At 72.2% G+C, this 16826-nt stretch carries 16 protein-coding genes; 8 read left to right on the plus strand and 8 right to left on the minus strand.

The window, feature by feature from the left end; translation table 11 throughout:
- The first annotated feature begins 40 nt into the window (after positions 1 to 40).
- The 4 genes from OG788_RS15335 (at position 41) to OG788_RS15350 (ending at position 3831) form a co-directional block, all read left to right on the plus strand.
- Positions 41 to 691: a class I SAM-dependent methyltransferase gene (locus OG788_RS15335; RefSeq protein WP_351539567.1), complete on the plus strand. Its 651-nt coding sequence runs from the start codon at positions 41 to 43 to the stop codon at positions 689 to 691.
- 22 nt (positions 692 to 713) lie between these two features.
- Positions 714 to 1679 carry an N-acetylmuramoyl-L-alanine amidase gene (locus tag OG788_RS15340; protein WP_406371357.1) on the plus strand — a complete coding sequence of 322 codons (966 nt, stop codon included), beginning with the start codon at positions 714 to 716 and terminating at the stop codon, positions 1677 to 1679.
- Positions 1680 to 1852: 173 nt separating this feature from the next.
- A complete protein-coding gene (locus OG788_RS15345) occupies positions 1853 to 2704 on the plus strand; it encodes a hypothetical protein (protein WP_406371359.1) in 852 nt (283 codons plus the stop codon).
- Positions 2705 to 2820: 116 nt separating this feature from the next.
- Positions 2821 to 3831 carry an LLM class F420-dependent oxidoreductase gene (locus OG788_RS15350; protein WP_406371361.1) on the plus strand — a complete coding sequence of 337 codons (1011 nt, stop codon included), beginning with the start codon at positions 2821 to 2823 and terminating at the stop codon, positions 3829 to 3831.
- 186 nt (positions 3832 to 4017) lie between these two features.
- Here OG788_RS15350 and OG788_RS15355 read toward each other — a convergent pair whose 3' ends face one another.
- Entirely contained in the window at positions 4018 to 4581 is a 564-nt protein-coding gene (locus OG788_RS15355; protein WP_406371362.1) for a hypothetical protein, read from the minus strand.
- Between the two features lie 161 nt (positions 4582 to 4742).
- On the opposite strand from OG788_RS15355, the gene OG788_RS15360 reads away from it, so the two are divergent.
- Positions 4743 to 5036, plus strand: coding sequence for a hypothetical protein (locus OG788_RS15360; RefSeq protein WP_351539552.1), 294 nt, complete (start codon positions 4743 to 4745; stop codon positions 5034 to 5036).
- A 100-nt stretch (positions 5037 to 5136) separates the two neighbouring features.
- Here the strand turns inward: OG788_RS15360 and OG788_RS15365 are convergent, their stop codons facing one another.
- Genes OG788_RS15365 through OG788_RS15375 form a run of 3 tightly spaced genes read right to left on the minus strand, consistent with a single transcriptional unit; the run spans position 5137 to position 8455 of the window.
- Positions 5137 to 6216 carry a prenyltransferase/squalene oxidase repeat-containing protein gene (locus OG788_RS15365; protein ID WP_351539549.1) on the minus strand — a complete coding sequence of 360 codons (1080 nt, stop codon included), beginning with the start codon at positions 6214 to 6216 and terminating at the stop codon, positions 5137 to 5139.
- A complete protein-coding gene (locus OG788_RS15370) occupies positions 6213 to 6986 on the minus strand; it encodes a class I SAM-dependent methyltransferase (protein WP_406371364.1) in 774 nt (257 codons plus the stop codon). Before OG788_RS15370 ends, OG788_RS15365 begins: the two co-directional genes overlap by 4 nt.
- Entirely contained in the window at positions 6980 to 8455 is a 1476-nt protein-coding gene (locus OG788_RS15375) for a glycosyltransferase family 4 protein (protein WP_406371366.1), read from the minus strand. Before OG788_RS15375 ends, OG788_RS15370 begins: the two co-directional genes overlap by 7 nt.
- Positions 8456 to 8695: 240 nt before the next feature.
- Here OG788_RS15375 and OG788_RS15380 point away from each other — a divergent pair, with 240 nt between their 5' ends.
- Entirely contained in the window at positions 8696 to 9397 is a 702-nt protein-coding gene (locus OG788_RS15380) for a TetR family transcriptional regulator (RefSeq protein WP_351539541.1), read from the plus strand.
- Positions 9398 to 9540: 143 nt separating this feature from the next.
- On the opposite strand, the gene OG788_RS15385 is transcribed toward OG788_RS15380, so the two are convergent.
- The 3 genes from OG788_RS15385 to OG788_RS15395 form a co-directional block, all read right to left on the minus strand.
- Positions 9541 to 10404: a tetratricopeptide repeat protein gene (locus OG788_RS15385; protein ID WP_406371368.1), complete on the minus strand. Its 864-nt coding sequence runs from the start codon at positions 10402 to 10404 to the stop codon at positions 9541 to 9543.
- 79 nt (positions 10405 to 10483) lie between these two features.
- On the minus strand, positions 10484 to 10717 hold the full coding sequence (locus OG788_RS15390; protein WP_328555812.1) for a ferredoxin: 234 nt from the start codon (positions 10715 to 10717) through the stop codon (positions 10484 to 10486).
- A 2-nt stretch (positions 10718 to 10719) separates the two neighbouring features.
- Positions 10720 to 12177 carry an aldehyde dehydrogenase gene (locus tag OG788_RS15395; RefSeq protein ID WP_406371370.1) on the minus strand — a complete coding sequence of 486 codons (1458 nt, stop codon included), beginning with the start codon at positions 12175 to 12177 and terminating at the stop codon, positions 10720 to 10722.
- A gap of 193 nt (positions 12178 to 12370) precedes the next feature.
- Between OG788_RS15395 and OG788_RS15400 the strand changes: the two genes are divergently transcribed.
- Positions 12371 to 13450 carry an MBL fold metallo-hydrolase gene (locus OG788_RS15400; RefSeq protein ID WP_406371372.1) on the plus strand — a complete coding sequence of 360 codons (1080 nt, stop codon included), beginning with the start codon at positions 12371 to 12373 and terminating at the stop codon, positions 13448 to 13450.
- A 16-nt stretch (positions 13451 to 13466) separates the two neighbouring features.
- Here OG788_RS15400 and OG788_RS15405 read toward each other — a convergent pair whose 3' ends face one another.
- Positions 13467 to 15545, minus strand: a complete 2079-nt coding sequence (locus tag OG788_RS15405; RefSeq protein ID WP_406371374.1) for an ATP-binding protein — start codon at positions 15543 to 15545, stop codon at positions 13467 to 13469.
- A 160-nt stretch (positions 15546 to 15705) separates the two neighbouring features.
- On the opposite strand from OG788_RS15405, the gene OG788_RS15410 reads away from it, so the two are divergent.
- Positions 15706 to 16815, plus strand: a complete 1110-nt coding sequence (locus tag OG788_RS15410; RefSeq protein WP_406371376.1) for a PP2C family protein-serine/threonine phosphatase — start codon at positions 15706 to 15708, stop codon at positions 16813 to 16815.
- Positions 16816 to 16826 lie beyond the last annotated feature (11 nt).

Raw genomic sequence — 16826 nt, forward strand, 5'->3', positions numbered from 1 at the left:
ACATCCGCACGCACTGTTCCCACCCGATGGAGGAGACCCCATGCCCGCGGCACCCAAGCCCGAGATCCTCGCCGCCTTCGAGGCCGCGAAGGGGTTCATGCCCCGGGGTGAGGGACTCGCGCTGTACGAGGCGGCCGTCGAAGCCGGCCGGCTCGGGCTGCCGCTCCTGGAGGTCGGCACCTACTGCGGCCGCTCCACGATCCTGCTCGCCGACGCGGCGCGCGAGGCCGGGGTGACCGCGGTCACCGTCGACCACCACCGGGGCAGCGAGGAGCAGCAGCCGGGCTGGGAGTACCACGACCCGTCCACGGTGGACCCGGAGATCGGCCTCATGGACACGCTCCCCACGTTCCGCCGCACGCTCCACCGGGCGGGCCTCGAGGAGCACGTGGTCGCGCTGGTGGGCCGCTCCCCGCAGATCGCCGCCTTCTGGCGCACGCCCCTCGGTCTCGTGTTCATCGACGGCGGCCACACCGACGAGCACGCGAGCGGCGACTACGAGGGCTGGGCACCGCATGTCGCCGAGGGCGGCCTCCTGGTGATCCACGACGTGTTCCCGGACCCCGCCGACGAGTTCACCGGCCAGGCTCCCTACCGCGTCTATCTCCGGGCCCTGGAATCAGGCGCGTTCACCGAGATCGCGGTGACCGACTCGCTGCGCGTCCTGCGGCGAACCGGAGCAGGGATCTGAGGGCCCGGTTAGAGTCGCTGACGTGTCGTACGTAGGCCCTGACTTCGATCCGCCCCAGCCGCGCCGCTCCCGGCGCGGACCTCTCACCGTCGCGCTCGCCGCGCTCGTACCCGGCGCACTGGCCGGCTGGCTGGTGTGGCAGGCTGTGGGGGACGATTCGGAAGGAGGGTCCGACCGGGCCGTTCCCGGGTCGTCGTCCTCCGCGCCCGGTCCCGCCTCCCCCTCCGCGCGTCCGTCCGCCTCGACGACGGACGACGGCAAGCCGGGCAAGTCGTCGGCCCCTGCGCCGTCCTCCTCCCGGCCCGCCGCCTCCGGCTCCCTCAAGGGCAAGGTCGTCGTCATCGATCCGGGGCACAACCCCGGCAACTTCCGGCACGCGTCCGAGATCAACCGCCAGGTGAACATCGGGACGAACTCGAAGGAGTGCGACACCACCGGCACGTCGACCAACGCGGGTTACACGGAAGCCCGGTTCACCCTCGACGTCGCGCACCGGATGCGGAAGATCCTCGAAGAGCAGGGCGCCACGGTGAAGTTCACCCAGGACGGCGACCGCTCCTGGGGTCCCTGCGTCGACGAGCGGGCCCGCATCGGCAACGCGGCGCACGCGGACGCGGTCGTCTCCCTCCACGCCGACGGATCGGCGGCCGGCAACCGCGGCTTCCACGTGATCCTTCCGGGATCGGTGCACGCGAACGCCGCCGACACCCGCCCGATCGTCGACTCCTCCCGCGACCTGGGTGAGCGCGTCGCGGGTCTGTTCGTCCGCGAGACGGGCAGCGCGCCCTCCAACTACATCGGCGACGGCACCGGACTGGTGGTCCGGAAGGATCTCGGCGGTCTCAATCTGTCAACGGTTCCGAAGGTGTTCATCGAGTGCGGCAACATGCGCGATACCAAGGACGCTGCGCTGCTCACCAGTAGCGCATGGCGGCAGAAGGCGGCACGGGGGATCTCTGAGGGAATCGTGAGTTTCCTGCACGGGTAGTGATCTACGGACCGAACCCGGCGGACACCCGGATCGTACGGACGATAGTGTCGTCCGTACGATAAAGGGCCACCCCCAAGCTTCACACCGAGTCCCGACGGCGACACCATGACGGCGACACGGCGAGCAGCGATGCCTCCATCGATGACGAGACGACTGACGAAGGACCTGAAGTGAATATCCGCTCCCTCACTAGAGGCGACGGCGTGGTGATCGGAGCAGCGGTGTTGCTGTTCATCGCCTCGTTCCTCGACATCTACTCCTCCGACGGTGCCTCGGGCGTCGACATGCCGAACGCCTGGGGAAGCGCGCCGCTTCTGATGAGCGTCTTCCTGGCGGGCATCATCGGCGCGGCACTCATCGTCGTCGCGCGCGGTCTGCCGCAGGCCCCCAAGGTCGTCGGCCTCGACCTCGGCCAGTTCGGCATCGCCTTCACGGTCTTCGCGGCGTGGAGCGCACTCGGCAACATCTTCGACCCGGCCGGCGGCGGCAACAACTTCGGCCTGGGCTCCACCGGCCCGGACGCCGGCACCGGCGCCATCCTCGGCCTCATCGCCACCCTGGTCCTGGCCGGTGCCGCCGTGGCCACCCCGCTCGTCCCCGCGCTCCAGGTCGCCCTCGTCGGCGCCCCCAAGCCGCCGGCCCCCCTGCCCTACGGCGGTCAGCCGCAGGGTGGTTACGGGTACCCGGGAGCCCCGCAGCCGGGTCAGCCGGGTCAGCCCGGTCAGCAGCCCTACGGTGCCCAGCCGCCGCAGCCGCAGCAGGGGCAGCCGTTCGGCGGGCAGCCGAGCCAGCCGTCGGCCCCGCAGACGCAGCAGCCCGCGCAGGACTTCTCGCCGTTCTGGTTCGCCGTTCCGGTGGCGCGGCCGCTGTTCTCGGAGGACGGCGCCCAGGCGCCGATCGCCGAACTGGCGCCGGGCACCTGGTACCTGGCCGTCGAGCAGCGCGGCGCGACCCTGGTGGCGCAGACGCAGGACGGTCGTCGTGGCGTGCTGCAGGACACCTCGGGGATCCAGCGCGGCTGACCCCGCCTCATCGCCGTGGCACCGGCCCCTCGCCCTTTCCGGCGGGGGGCCGTTGTCGTACAGTCGCAGCACCCCACGATCTGACGGACCGTCAGGACTCTGCTTCTGGAGGCGACATGCGGCTCGGTCTCGCGCTCGGCTACTGGGGGCGCGGCCCCTCGGCGGACCATCTGCCGCTCGCCCAGGAGGCGGAGCGGCTCGGCTACCACTCGGTGTGGACCGCGGAGTCGTGGGGCTCGGACGCCTTCACTCCGCTCACCTGGATCGCCGCCCACACCGAGCGCATCCTGCTCGGCACGGCCATCGCGCAGATGGCCGCCCGCTCACCCACCACCACCGCGATGCACGCGCTCACCCTCGACCATCTCTCCGGCGGACGCATGATGCTCGGCCTCGGTCTGTCGGGACCTCAGGTCGTCGAGGGCTGGTACGGGCGGCCGTTCCCCAGATCGCCGCTGACCGCGACCCGGGAGTACGTCGATGTCGTGCGCCAGGTCCTCCGGCGCGAGGGGCCGGTCGAGCTGGACGGACGCTTCCACTCCCACCCGTACCGGGGCGCCGACGGCACAGGACTCGGCAAGGCGCTGAAGCCGATCACGCACCCGCTCCGGGCCGAACTGCCCGTCCTGCTCGGCGCCGAGGGCCCGAAGAACATCGCGCAGACGACCCGGATCGCGGACGGCTGGCTGCCGCTGTACTGGTCGCCGACGCGTCCGGGGGCGTACGAGGCCTCGCTCGCCGATCTGCCCGACGGCTTCCTCGTGGCGCCGATGGCCCGCGCGCACGTCTGCGACGACGTCGCCGAAGGACTGCTGCCCGTCAAGGCGATGCTCGGCTTCTACATCGGCGGGATGGGGCACGCGGCCCGCAACTTCCACGCCGACCTGATGGCCCGGATGGGCTTCGAGGAGGAGGCCCGCAGGATCCAGCGGCTGTTCCTCGAAGGGCGTCGCGAGGAGGCCGTGCTGGCCGTGCCGGACGCCTTCGCGGACGAGATCTCGCTCGTCGGACCGCGTGAACGCATCGCCGAGCGGCTGGAGTTGTGGCGCAAGGGCCCGGTAACCGACCTGCTGGTCCTGTCCCCGGACCCGCACACACTGCGTGTCCTGGCCGAGCTGAACTCCTAGCTGTGGCGGCGGACCGGATCACGCCGAGGGTCGCCGGCCGGGCGCGGGCGCGCTCCCCGGGCCCCGGCCGCCGGACGGACCGAGCTGCCCCAGGCGGTCCGGCCCTCGGAGGGGAACCCGGCCACCGGAGCGGCCCGACCGCCGGAGCGCCCCCGACCGCCCGAGCGGCCCGACCGCCGAATCCGCCTAGCCGCCGCTGAGTTGGGACGCCGACGGCACCTGGTCCTTGACCTCGGCGCCCGCGCTCTTCCCGGCCGCCTTCACCTTGTTGATGACGTCGTCGAAGGAGTTCGCCACGGCGTCGGTGGAGTCGCCCTTGCGCAGCTTGGCGGGCAGGTCCTTGAGCGCCTCGATGCCCGCGGCGAGCGGGGCGAGGGCCTTGGAGAGCGTGGGGTCGCCCTGGGCGTTCCTCGTGGCGGCCTTGAGCCGGTTGTACGCGAAGGCGCCCGCCAGCCCGGCCTTGACCAGGGCGACCCTGCGGCCCTTGGCGCCCTTCTTGAACTTGCCCGCCTTCCAGGGTTTGACGATCCACTGGTAGGTGGCGCCCGCCGCGAGCCCCGCGTTCGCCACGAACCGGGTCTTGGCGAACTTCTGCTTCTCCGCGGAGGTGGTCGGGGTCGGGGTGGCGGCCGCCTGCACCACGGCGGCGGTGTCCTGCCCGGAGCCGCCGCCACCACATGCTGTGGTACCGCCGAGCAGGGCGCAGCAGAGGGTCAGCGCCACTATCAGGCGCCGCATCGGTACGGGCACGGGATCCTCCGGATGAGGGAACGGTTCTCCCCGGTCCGCCGGTTCTCCCCGGTCCCGGGGCGACACGGCGCTCCCCGGCAGCCTCACCCGGCCGCGGCGGCCATGCCACTCGGGCCCACCCGTTCGGGTTTCATCCAGGATTGACGGGCAACCCGCTGGTCATGTCCCCTAGATATCGCAACGGCTCGAATCAGGCGGGGACGGTCATCGCGATCGTCGCGGATGTTATGGCCGTCATCCTCGGTCTCTGGATTCTGATGTACCTGCTCGACGCCAACCCCGGCAACGACCTCGTGCAGTTCATCCATGACGCGGCAAGCTGGCTGGCCGGCTGGTCGCGTGACCTGTTCACCTTCGACGAGCAGTGGGCGCGCGTCGTCGCCGGCTACGGTCTCGCCGCCGTCGTCTACCTGTTCGTGGGCCACGCGGTCGCCAACCGCATGCACCGGCACTGACGGAACCGACGGTCCGGAGCATGAGCATCCCGACGGACCGGAGCGTGCCGACGGCCCGGAGCCTCCGGACGGCCCGGCGGCTCCGGACCGTCCGGACGGTTCAGCGGGTCAGGTCGCAGCAGTCGGGGTCCAGGCCGGTCGGAAGGCGCTCGCCGCCGAAGACCGCGCAGGTGGCCTCGTCGCCGCCAAGGGCGGCGACCGCCAGCAGCAGGGAGCCCGCCGTCCAGGTGGTGAGCTCCTCGGGCCAGATGGCCCGGTCCTCGAAGACGTAACCCGTCCAGTACAGACCGGTCTTCGGATCGCGCAGGTGCTGGATGGACTGGAGGATCTCCAGGGCGCGGTCGGACTCGCCCACCGCCCAGAGGGCGAGGGCGAGTTCGGCCGATTCACCACCGGTCACCCACGGGTTGGGAACCACGCAGCGGACCCCGAAGCCGGGCACCACGAAGCGGTCCCAGCCCTCCTCGATGCGGGCCTTGGCCTCGGCGCCCGTCAACGCTCCGCCGAGTACCGGGTAGTACCAGTCCATGGAGTAGCGGTCCTTGTCCAGGAACCGCTCCGGGTGGCGCCGGATCGCGTGCCGCAGTGCTCCGGCGGCCAACTCCCAGTCGGGCTGCGGCTCTTCGCGCTGCTCGGCGATGGCGAGCGCGCAGCGCAGCGCGTGGTGGACGGAGGAGCTCCCGGTCAGCAGCGCGTCCTCGACCGCGGTCCCGTCGTCCTCGCGCTTCCAGCCGATCTGCCCGCCCGGCTGCTGGAGCCGCAGGACGAACTCGACGGCCGCGTAGACGGCGGGCCACAGGCGGTCCAGGAACATGTCGTCGCCGGTCGCCAGGTAGTGGTGCCAGACGCCCACCGCGATGTACGCGACGAAGTTGGTCTCCCGGCCGCGGTCGGTGACGTCCTCGAAGTCCCCGTCGGCGTACGCCGCGTACCAGGATCCGTCCGCGTTCTGATGCCGTGCCAGCCACGCGTAGGCGCGCTCGGCCGCCTCGTGCTCCCCGGCCGCGTCGAGCGCCATGGCGGCCTCGGTGTGGTCCCACGGGTCGAGGTGGTGGCCGCGGAACCAGGGGATGGCTCCGTCGGGGCGCTGCACCGCGAGGATCCCGCGCACGGTGGCGGCGGCCTCCTCGTCGGTGAGGACCCCGGGCAGGACGAGGTGTTCTGTCCGGGGAGTGGTCACGTGGCGTCCGCCTCGGGGGCGGTCGTCGCGGCGGCGGTCGGCTCGGCGAGCTCGGGCAGGTGCGGCTTGGTCGCGTACGCCACGAAGCTCTTGCCGATCAGCGGGTTGAGCGCCTGCTCGACCACCCGGGTGGCCAGCGGCTTCTTCATGATGTCCCAGACCAGCAGCTTGTGGTACGCCCGCACGGGCAGCGCCTTGTCGTTGTCGACGCCGAACGCGCACTTCAGCCACCAGTACGGCGAGTGCAGCGCGTGGGCGTGGTGGGAGCCGTAGGGCCGCAGGCCGGCCTCGCGGATCTTCCCGAGCAGTTCGTCCGCCTTGTAGATGCGGATGTGGCCGCCCTCGACCTCGTGGTACGCGTCGGACAGCGTCCAGCAGACCTTCTCCGGCCCGTAGCGCGGCACGGTGATGGCGATACGGCCGCCCGGCTTGAGCACGCGGACCATCTCGGCGAGAACGCCCTTGTCGTCCGGGATGTGCTCCATGACCTCGGAGATGATCACGACGTCGAAGGATTCGTCGGGGAAGGGCAGCGCGAGCGCGTCGCCCTCCATGGCCGTCGCGGTGGCGCCGGCGGGCGCCTCCCCGGCCTCCTTCATCGCCGCGAACCACTTCGCGACCTCGCGGATCTCCTCGCCGTTCTGGTCCAGCGCCACGACCTGCGCGCCGCGCCGGTAGCACTCGAACGCGTGCCGGCCGGCACCGCATCCGAGGTCCAGAACGCGGTCGCCCGGGGCGAGCGGGAACCGGGAGAAGTCGACGGTCAGCACGTGGCCCTGCTTTCGCGGTTGGCTGCAACTAGTTCTTCGGCGGCGGGAGTCCTGTCCGCGGCCTCGGAGCGGTCGGGGCCCGGGGCCGCCGAGTGTTCGGGGCCGGGCGTGATGCCGCGCCCGGCCGTGCCCGCGGCGGGGGTCGCCCTCCGCGAGCGGGACCGGGACGCGGGGAGGGCCATCGCCTCGCGGTAGTGGGCCACCGTGCCCTCGGCCGCCTTGGCCCAGGTGAAGCGCGCGAGGACGCGTTCGCGCCCGGCGGAGCCGAGCCGCGCCCGCAGTTCCGGGTCGCCGAGGAGCCGGCTCAGGGCCGCCGCCAGCGCCCCCGAGTCGCCCGGCGGAACCGCCAGGCAGGTCTCGCCGTCGGGGCCCGCGACCTCCGGGATCGCTCCGCCGGTGGTGGCCACCAGCGGCGTCCCCGTGGCCATCGCCTCGGCGGCGGGCAGGGAGAAGCCCTCGTACAGGGAGGGCACGCAGGCGACCTCGGCCGAGCGGACGAGGTCGACGAGTTCGGCGTCGGAGATGCCCTTGACGAACTCGACGGCGCCGTCGAGGCCGTACCGCTCGATGGCCTGGGCGACCGGTCCGTCCTCGGCGCGCCTGCCGACGACGACGAGGTGCGCGCCGGGGTGTTCGGTGCGCACCTTCGCGAGCGCCTCGACCAGGAACACCAGGCCCTTGAGCGGCACGTCCGCGCTGGACGTGGTGACGATCCTGCCGGGCACCTGGGGCACGGACGGATCCGGCGAGAAGAGGTCGGTGTCCGCGCCGATGTGGACGACGTGGATGCGGTCCTGCTCGACCCGCAGATGGTCGACGATCTCCTGGCGGGAGGTGCCGGAGACGGTGAGCACGGACGGCAGACGGCGCGCGACGCGCTTCTGCATGCGGGTGAAGGCGTACCAGCGGCGGACGGACGCGCGGCGCTGCCAGCCCTCGGCGGCGTCCAGCTCCAGCTGCCGGTCGACGGTGATGGGGTGGTGGATGGTGGTCACCAGCGGGGCGCCGACATCCCCCAACAGGCCGTATCCGAGCGTCTGATTGTCGTGGATGACGTCGAACTCGCCGCGCCGGGCGCGCAGATGCCGGCGGGCGCGCAGCGAGAAGGTCAGCGGCTCGGGGAAGCCGCCGGTCCACATGGTGCCGACCTCGAGGGCGTCGATCCAGTCCCGGTACTCGCCCCTCGCAGGAGTGCGAAAGGGGTCGGGCTGGCGGTACAGGTCGAGGCTGGGCAGCTCGGTGAGGCTCAGCTCGGGAAGACCCTCGTCGAGCACGGGGTAGGGCTGGGAGCCGATGACCTCGACGCGGTGACCGAGTCGGGCGAGTTCGCGCGAGAGGTGCCGTACGTACACACCCTGGCCGCCGCAGAACGGGTTGCCCTTGTAGGTGAGGAGCGCGATGCGCAGGGGTTGGTCCCCGTCGGCTGCCGCGCCCTTCCCGGGGCCCGCCTCCATGGCCTCAGCGGTCACTTCCGGTCCCCTTCTCCCTGCACTTTCCCGCGAGATTACGCCGGGACGCTAATCTAGAACAAGTTTCAGACTTGATCGTTCAAGGAGCACTGAATCTACCGGCAGGTAGCGCCGCTGTGAGTGGTGGATCAGGTGATTCACGCCACGACGGCGCGGCGGGGTCGGCTGGTCGGCACGGCAGTGACACACCCTGCCATGCTGACTCGTCGCTCCCTCTCGCTGATGTCACGGAACGGACCCATGCCTGCGGAAGCCAAGGCGGACTCGAAGAACGCGCGACCGGCGCCGGGGGCCGGCACGCCCGCCACGCCGTCCACCCCCGCGCGCTCCACCCCGCACCCCATCGCACATCCCGCCTCTCCCCCGCTCACCGAGCGGCAGGAGGCGCGCCGTCGCCGGATCCTGCACGCCAGCGCGCAGCTGGCCAGCCGGGGCGGCTTCGACGCCGTGCAGATGCGCGAGGTCGCGGAGTCTTCGCAGGTCGCTCTCGGCACGCTGTACCGCTACTTCCCCTCGAAGGTGCATCTGCTGGTCGCCACGATGCAGGACCAGCTGGAGCACATGCACGGCACGCTGCGCAAGAAGCCGCCGGCCGGGGACACGGCCGCGGAGCGGGTGGCGGAGACCCTGATGCGGGCGTTCCGCGCCCTCCAGCGGGAGCCGCACCTGGCCGACGCCATGGTCCGCGCGCTCACCTTCGCGGACCGCAGCGTCAGCCCCGAGGTCGACCAGGTCTCGCGGCAGACCACGGTGATCATCCTCGACGCGATGGGCCTCGACGACCCGACGCCGGCCCAGCTCTCCGCCGTCCGCGTCATCGAGCACACCTGGCACTCGGCCCTGATCACCTGGCTCTCGGGCCGCGCCTCGATCGCCCAGGTCAAGATAGACATCGAGACGGTGTGCCGCCTGATCGACCTGACCGACCCGAAGGGCCGGTAGGACCAGGACGAACGGGAGGGCATGGGCGGCCGGCGCGACGGGAACGGCCAGGACAGCCGGCACGGCCAGGACAGCGGGAACCGCCGGAACGCCCAGGACGACCGGAACCACCGGGTCGGCCCGCCCGGCCTCGGGAGCCCGGGCTAGCCCACCTGCTCCAGCCCGCTCCAGCTGCGCCCGATCGCCGTCTCCCCGGCCCAGCGTTCCAGCAGCCGCCGCGCCTCGTGCTCCGGAGCCGCCAGCGACACCGCCTGGGCGCCCGCCCGCACATCGCGTTCCTGCTGATGGGTGCCCTCGCTGCAGCAGGCGCAGAGGACACGCACGGCACTGGCGGGCTCGGCACCGAAGCCGTGCTCGGTGAACAGGGCGAGCAGGGCCTCCAGGTCGGCCGCCTCGCCGGCGCCGACCGTCACCTCCAGGGTCGGCAGCGCGGACGCCTCGAAGAGCGTCAGCTCGTCGAAGACGGGGAACGTCGTGCCGTTGTACACCCGCTCTCCCTTGGGCTCGCCGTCGTGCACGACGATCTCGCCGTACCGCCGCCCGCCCGTGACGGGCACGTTCACCACCCGCCCGCGGGTCGGGCACAACCGCTCGATCCACACGACCTCCCGCTCTCCGTCGGTGTCCAGCCGTACGCAGGCGGCGCCGAAGCGCCCCGCGATCTCACCCTCCCCGTCGGGAAGTCCGATGCCGAAACCGGTCCAGGCGTCGCGGGCCGTCGCCCAGTCGCGCAGGATCGTGGCGGCGATCCCGAGGTTCCAGAACGCGGGATCGCCCTCGCCGCGTGGAGCGCGGGCCGCCGCCTCGCGTCCGAGGTCGCGGGCCTTCTCCCAGTTCCGCAGGAACTTGTGGGCGAGCGCGGCGTCGTACCACCACTCCGCGCTCGGCCGCTCGTCGGGGAACTGCGCGAGCACCTGTTCGTAGAGGTCGGCGGCCCGCTGCCACTCCTCGGCCTCCCACGCCGTACGCGCCTGCTCGATCAGCTTCCTGGCCTCGGACTTGTGCACGCTTCCCCGCCCCGGTCGATCCGTCGAATCGGCTGGAGGCTATGCGGGGACCGGGAAGTGCCCGCGTCCGGCCCCGCCCCTATTCCTCCGGCGGGAACACCGGCTCGCCGCTGCCCAGCAGGGAGATCATGACGGCCTCCACCGGGCAGCCCTCGGCCGCTTCGAGGATCTTCTCGTTGGCGTCGGTCTCCGGTTCGACCGGGTGGGACTGCATGCCGACGTCGAGGCGGAAGGCGTCCGGGGCGTGGTGGACGCACTGGGCGGAGCCGATGCAGACGGAGCGGTCGACCTCGACCTGCCAGCGGTCGCCCATCCTCACGCCTCCCAGCCGGCCGGCAGGTGGATCATCTTGTGCTCCAGGAACTCGCCGTACCCCTCCGGTCCGAACTCCCGGCCCAGGCCGGAGTTCTTGTAGCCGCCGAACGGTCCCAGCATGTCGAGGCTGAAGGTGTTGACCGAGTAGGTGCCGGTACGGACCTGGCGGGCGATGTCGATGCCATGGGCGACGTCCGCCGTCCAGACGCTGCCGCTCAGCCCGTAGTCGGAGTCGTTGGCGATCTTCACGGCCTCGGTCTCGTCGCCGTACGGGAGCAGACAGATGACCGGGCCGAAGATCTCCTCCCGGGCGATGCGCATCGAGTTGTCGACGTCGCCGAAGAGGGTCGGCTCGACGTACCAGCCGCGGTCGAGTCCGGGCGGACGTCCGCCGCCGGCCAGGATCTTGGCACCCTCCTCCTGGCCGATGCGGATGTAGTCGAGGTTGCGCCGCTGCTGCCGCTCGGCGACCAGCGGGCCGACCTGGGTGGCCGGGTCGAGCGGGTCGCCGACGACCAGCGCGTTCGCCGCGGTGGCGAAGGCGTCCGCGAACTCGTCGTAGCGCGAGCGCGGTACGAGGATGCGGGTCTGGGCGACGCAGGCCTGGCCGTTGTTCATCCAGGCCGCCGAGACGATCCCGGGGACCGAGGTGTCGATGTCCGCGTCCGGCAGCACCACGGCCGCCGACTTGCCGCCCAACTCCAGTGTCACGCGGGTGAGATGGCGGGCTGCGACCTCCATCACGCGCTTGCCCGCCGCGACCGAGCCGGTGAAGGAGACCTTGTCGATGCCGGGGTGTCCGACCAGGTACTCGCTGACCTCGCGGTCCGCCGGGAGGATCGACAGCACTCCCTCGGGCAGCCCGGCCTCCTTCGCGATCTCCCCGAGCAGATAGGCGTCCAGGGGCGATTCGGGCGACGGCTTCAGGACGACGGTGCAGCCGGTCAGCAGCGCGGGCGCGAGCTTGGCCGCGGCCACGAACTGGGGGACGTTCCACGGCACCACGGCCGCCACCACGCCCACCGGTTCACGGCGCACCAGAATCCTGCCGAGGACTCCGTCGCGTGCCTCCTCGTACGTATAGCCGCGGGCGACCGTGATCGCCGCGTCCCACACCATCATCGCGCCGAGGGCCTGCGCGAGGACGCTCCAGGAGTAGGGGGAGCCGTTCTCGGAGGAGATGACGCGGGCGATCTCCTCGTGGCGTACGGCGATCGCGTCCTTGATCCGCGTCACGACCGCGATCCGCTCGTCGAGGCTCATCCGCGGCCAGGGGCCCTGGTCGAACGCCTCGCGCGCGGCGGCGACGGCCCGGTCCACGTCGGCCGCCGAGGCGTGCGGCACCCGGCCGATGACCTCCTCGGTGTGCGGCGAGATCACCTCGATGACGTCCTTGCCGAGGGGGTCGGTCAACTCCCCGCCGATGAACAGCTGTCCGTGTTCCACGAGCTCGGTCATGGCCGACTGCCTCCAGGGACGCTCTCTGCCACCACTTCTGACGCTTCATCAGATACGAGAACTGATACCAGTTCCGGCCGAATGAGTCCACGGCAGGGACGCGGCCACCTCGACGGACAGAACAGTCGACTCGGGCTCCCATTGGAACTCGTTCTAGTTATAGTGGCGACAACTCGGCGATGGGTGGAAGCGCATGACGCAGGTGACCGATCACGGCGGGGGCGTACGGTCGATCAGGGTCCCCATCCCGGACAATCCGCTCGGCCACACGCTGGTGTACCTGGTCGACACCGACGCGGGGCCCGTGCTCATCGACACGGGCTGGGACGACCCCGCCTCCTGGGACACCCTCGTCGAGGGACTCACCGACTGCGGAACCTCCGTCGCGGAGATCCACGGCGTGGTCATCACCCACCACCACCCCGATCACCACGGCCTGTCGGGCCGGGTCCGCGAGGCGTCCGGCGCCTGGATCGCGATGCACGCCGCCGACACGGCGATCGTCCGGCGCACCCGGGAGAACCGGCCCGAGCGCTGGTTCGGTTACATGGCAGCCAAGCTGGCGGCCTCCGGCGCCCCGGAGGAGCACATCGCCCCGCTGCGCGAGGCACACAAGTCCGTCCGCCGTCCCAGCACCCTTCCCGGCTTCTCCCCCGCTCTTCCCGACCGCGAGATCGTCCCCGGCGAGTTCGTCGCCCTGCCCGGCCGCCGGCTGCGCGCCATCTGGACCCCCGGCCACACGCCCGGACACGTCTGCCTCCACCTGGAGGAGGACCACCCGGCCCGGCTGCCCGGGAACGGACGCCTGTTCTCCGGCGACCACCTGCTCCCGAGGATCACCCCGCACATCGGCCTCTACGAGGACCCGGACACCCACGGGCGTCCCCCCTCCGCGAACGGGATCGAGAGCCTCGGCGAGATCGCCGATCCGCTCGGCGACTACCTCGACTCCCTGGAGCGCGTCGGCCGCCTCGGCCCCGCCGAGGTGCTCCCGGCCCACCAGCACGTGTTCACCGACGCCCCGTCCCGGGTCGCGGAGCTGCTCACACACCACGAGGAGCGGCTCACCGGCCTGCTCGCCCTCCTCTCCGTCCCGCTCACGCCGTGGCAGCTCGCCGAGCTCATGGAGTGGAACCGTCCCTGGGCCGACATCCCCTACGGATCACGGAACATCGCGGTCTCGGAGGCCGAGGCACATGTACGGCGACTGGTGAAGCTGGGACGGGCGGAGGCGGTGACGGGCAGCGACCCGGTGACATACGTGGCGGTGTGACGCCCTCGCCCCGAACTCAGTGGCTGTGGCTGTGGGCCGCGTAGTCCAGCCCCTCCTCGTACGCCATCGTGCGGCCCTCCTCGTACGCCTTCTCGTACGCCGGGTCGCCGATCTCGCCACGGACGCGGAGTTCGTGCGACCGGCGGGTGGCGATCAGATCGGGTGAGTCCATCTGGGCCCGCCCGGTGAGTTCCCACACGCGCTCGCCGATGCCGAGGAGGCGGGCCGCCCGGTGTCCGTCGCCCGCCGCGACGATCCCCGCGGCGAGCACGTCGAGGGCCATCGCGGCGCCCACGGTGTTGTGCAGCAGCCCGTGGCCGGCCAGCGCGGTCCGGGCGTTGCCGAGGGCCGCAGCGATGTCCCCGCGGGCCAGGTCGATCTGGGCCACGAGCCCGTCGGCGAAGGCTCCCGCCCACGACTCCCCGCACGCCAGGCTCGCCGCGCGGACCTCCTCGGCCACCGCACGCGCCCGTTCCTGCTCCCCGCCCAACAGATACGCGTACGCCAGCGCCACCCGGACCTGGAGCTGTGCCGCCCCGAGCCAGTCCCCCCGGACGGGCAGCCGAGGTGCGCCGGCCAGGACGTGGACCGCCTCGGACAAGCGCCCGCTCAGGGCGAGTTGTCCACCCCGCAGGTACAGCGCGGCCGCCACCGCCGCCGGGTCTCCCTCTTCCCTCGCCGCGTCGGCGCAGCGCACCGCCCAGTTGGCCGCGGCCTCCAGGTCGCCCTGGAGCAGCGCGACCGCGCCCCGTGTCCACACCGCGCGGGTACGGTCGGGCCCGGGCGCCGCGTCCGCCGTCAGCGCCTGGTCGAGACAGTGCCGGGCGTCGCGCAGATAGCCGCAGTGCCGCCACAGGAAGCCGATGTCGGACGCCATCGCCAGGGCGACCCGTCCGTCGGACTCGGTGAGCGCGCAGTCCATGGCCGCGCGGAGATTGGCATGCTCGGTGAGGACGCTCTCGCACCAGGCAGCCTGGCGTGCGGTGTTCCACTCGGCGCAGCCCTGCCGGGCCAGCCACCGGTAGTGGTCCCGGTGGCGCAGCCCTACGGTGCGTTCCTCGCCCAGCGCGCGCAGCCAGTCGGCGCCGAACTCCCGCACGGTGTCGAGGAGCCGGAAGCGAGCGGGGTCGGTGGGGTGACGGCCCACGATGGACTGCTCGACGAGCCGGGCGAGCAGTCCGGGAATCAGGTCGGCGGGCAGCGGACCGCCCGCGCAGACGTCGTCGGCGGCGCTCGCGCAGAAGCCGCCCGCGAAGACCGAGAGCCGGGCCCACAGCAGCCGTTCCAGGGGTGCGCACAGCTCGTGGCTCCAGCCGATGGCCGTCCGCAGGGTCTGGTGACGGGGCGGCCCCTCGCCCTCGCGCGCGGCCAGCAGGTCGAGCCGGGACGGCAGCCGCTCGCCGAGCAGACCGGCCAACTGGTCCAGGGTGATCTCGCAGAGCCGGACGGCGGCGAGCTCGATGGCGAGCGGGATGCCGTCGAGGCGACGGCAGACGGCCTCCACGACGGGACGGTCGGTGTCGTCCAGGGGGCGTCCGGTCTCGGCCGCTCGGTCGGCGAACAGGGCCACCGCGTCGTCGGCGACCGGCAGCGGGTCCAGGTGCAGGACGTGTTCGCCCGGCAGGCCGAGCGGCTCACGGCTGGTGACGAGGACCCGCAGGCCCGGCAGGAGGGGCAGCAGTTCCTCGACGAAGCCCACGCAGTCCGCGAGGACGTGCTCACAGGAGTCGAGGACCAGCAACAGCCTTTTGCCCTCGGCCCATTCGGCGACCACCTCGGTGACCGGCCGTGTCGACCGGTCGGTGAGCCGCAGCGCCTCCACGACGGCGAGGCCCACCAGGCCGGCGGTGTGCAGCGGGGAGAGCTCCACCAGCCAGACGCCGTCCGGGTACGCGCCGTCGATCCGGCCGGCGGCCTGCAGGGCGAGCCGGGTCTTGCCGACCCCTCCGACACCGACGACGCTCACCAGCCGGCCCATCCCGGCACCCGGATCCAGCTCTCGCTCCAGTCGGCCGAGTTCCTCCAGCCGTCCGATGAAACTCCGCGTCTGTGAGGGCGGGTTGCCGGGCCGTCCACCGGTCGTCTTGTCGGACACGCGGACCAGTGTGACCGGATCACCCGCCCTCGATGCGCCGGTCCGCCGACTCGGACAGAAAGCCCGCAGCACAACGCCACTTCCGGGCACCTTGCGACGAGATGTGATCAAGTCTCCGTCGGCGAGCGCGACAGGGGCTTTTTTCAGAGATTGTCGGGTGATGCGAGAGTGGGAGCAGCGGGGCGAGCGGATGTCCGCCGACGGCGGAGGCGGTGGGCACGTCAGAACCGGGTTCTCCTGGCTGATGCTCGTGCCACCGGCCGCCTGTCTGCTGGTCGCCCTGCCGCATCTGGTGGACCACCGGGTGCCGTCCCTGGTCACCCTGCTGCTGATCGGGCCGTTGCTGGCGTGCGTGCGGTTCGGGGTGCGGTGCACCCTGCTGGTCTGCGCCTGGGCGGCGGCGCTGGGACTCGCGACGGATCTCGGCGACGACGCCGTGGCCGGCTTCGGCTTCGGCGTCCGTTTCGGAGGGCTGCTGCTCGGCTGCGCGGTCACCGTGCACGCCGCCGGCCGGGGCGAGCGCCTGACCGCCGCGCTCGCGCGGTCCCGCGAGGTCGCCCGGGTCACCCAGGAGGCGGTCCTGCGGCCCATCTCCCGCACCCTGGACGGCACCCAGGTGTGCACCCGCTACCACTGCTCCGCCGACGAGTCGACGGTCGGCGGCGATCTGTACGACGTCGCGGTGACCCCGTACGGACTGCGGGTCCTGGTGGGCGACGTACGCGGACACGGCCTCGACGCCCTCCGGCTGACCGCCGAGACGATCACCGGTTTCCGTGAACTCGCCTATACGGCTCCGGACTTGCCGTCCCTTGCCGACAGTCTCGACACGCGCCTCACCCCGGAGCTGGGACCGGAGGACTTCGTGACCGCACTGCTCGCCGAGTTCGCGCCCGGCGAGGTGCGGCTGGTGAACTGCGGACACCCCGCGCCGCTGCGCTCCGGCCGGAGCATCGAGTTCCTCGAACCCAAGGTCCCCTCACCGCCGTTGGGGCTGCGCCCCGATCCCCGCCAGTACCGCGTGCGGCTCCAGCCGGGCGACCGTCTGCTCCTCTACACGGACGGCCTGGCCGAGGGACGCGACCCGGAGGGCATCCCGTTCCCGCTGCTCGGCGAGGCCGCCCTCGCGCTGCGCGAGCCCCTCCCCGAGGACGCCCTGAGCACCTTGCACGACCGCCTGCTCCAGCACACCGGGGCACCCCTCGCCGACGATCTCGCCCTGGTGCTGTGCCAGCCGGTGGAGGCCACGGTCCCCGCACGCGTCCGGTGACCCGCGGCTCC

Origin of the sequence: Streptomyces sp. NBC_00647 (assembly GCF_045207245.1) — a bacterium.
In the GTDB taxonomy this organism is placed as follows: Bacteria; Actinomycetota; Actinomycetes; order Streptomycetales; family Streptomycetaceae; genus Streptomyces.

Excerpts from the sequence above, each read along its gene's own strand:
- OG788_RS15335 (WP_351539567.1), top strand. The coding sequence starts at position 41 with ATGCCCGCGGCACCCAAGCCCGAGATCCTCGCCGCCTTCGAGGCCGCG.
- OG788_RS15350 (WP_406371361.1), top strand. The coding sequence starts at position 2,821 with ATGCGGCTCGGTCTCGCGCTCGGCTACTGGGGGCGCGGCCCCTCGGCG.
- OG788_RS15360 (WP_351539552.1), top strand. The coding sequence starts at position 4,743 with ATGTCCCCTAGATATCGCAACGGCTCGAATCAGGCGGGGACGGTCATC.
- OG788_RS15380 (WP_351539541.1), top strand. The coding sequence starts at position 8,696 with ATGCCTGCGGAAGCCAAGGCGGACTCGAAGAACGCGCGACCGGCGCCG.
- OG788_RS15390 (WP_328555812.1), bottom strand. The coding sequence starts at position 10,717 with ATGGGCGACCGCTGGCAGGTCGAGGTCGACCGCTCCGTCTGCATCGGC.
- OG788_RS15395 (WP_406371370.1), bottom strand. The coding sequence starts at position 12,177 with ATGACCGAGCTCGTGGAACACGGACAGCTGTTCATCGGCGGGGAGTTG.
- OG788_RS15400 (WP_406371372.1), top strand. The coding sequence starts at position 12,371 with ATGACGCAGGTGACCGATCACGGCGGGGGCGTACGGTCGATCAGGGTC.
- OG788_RS15410 (WP_406371376.1), top strand. The coding sequence starts at position 15,706 with ATGCGAGAGTGGGAGCAGCGGGGCGAGCGGATGTCCGCCGACGGCGGA.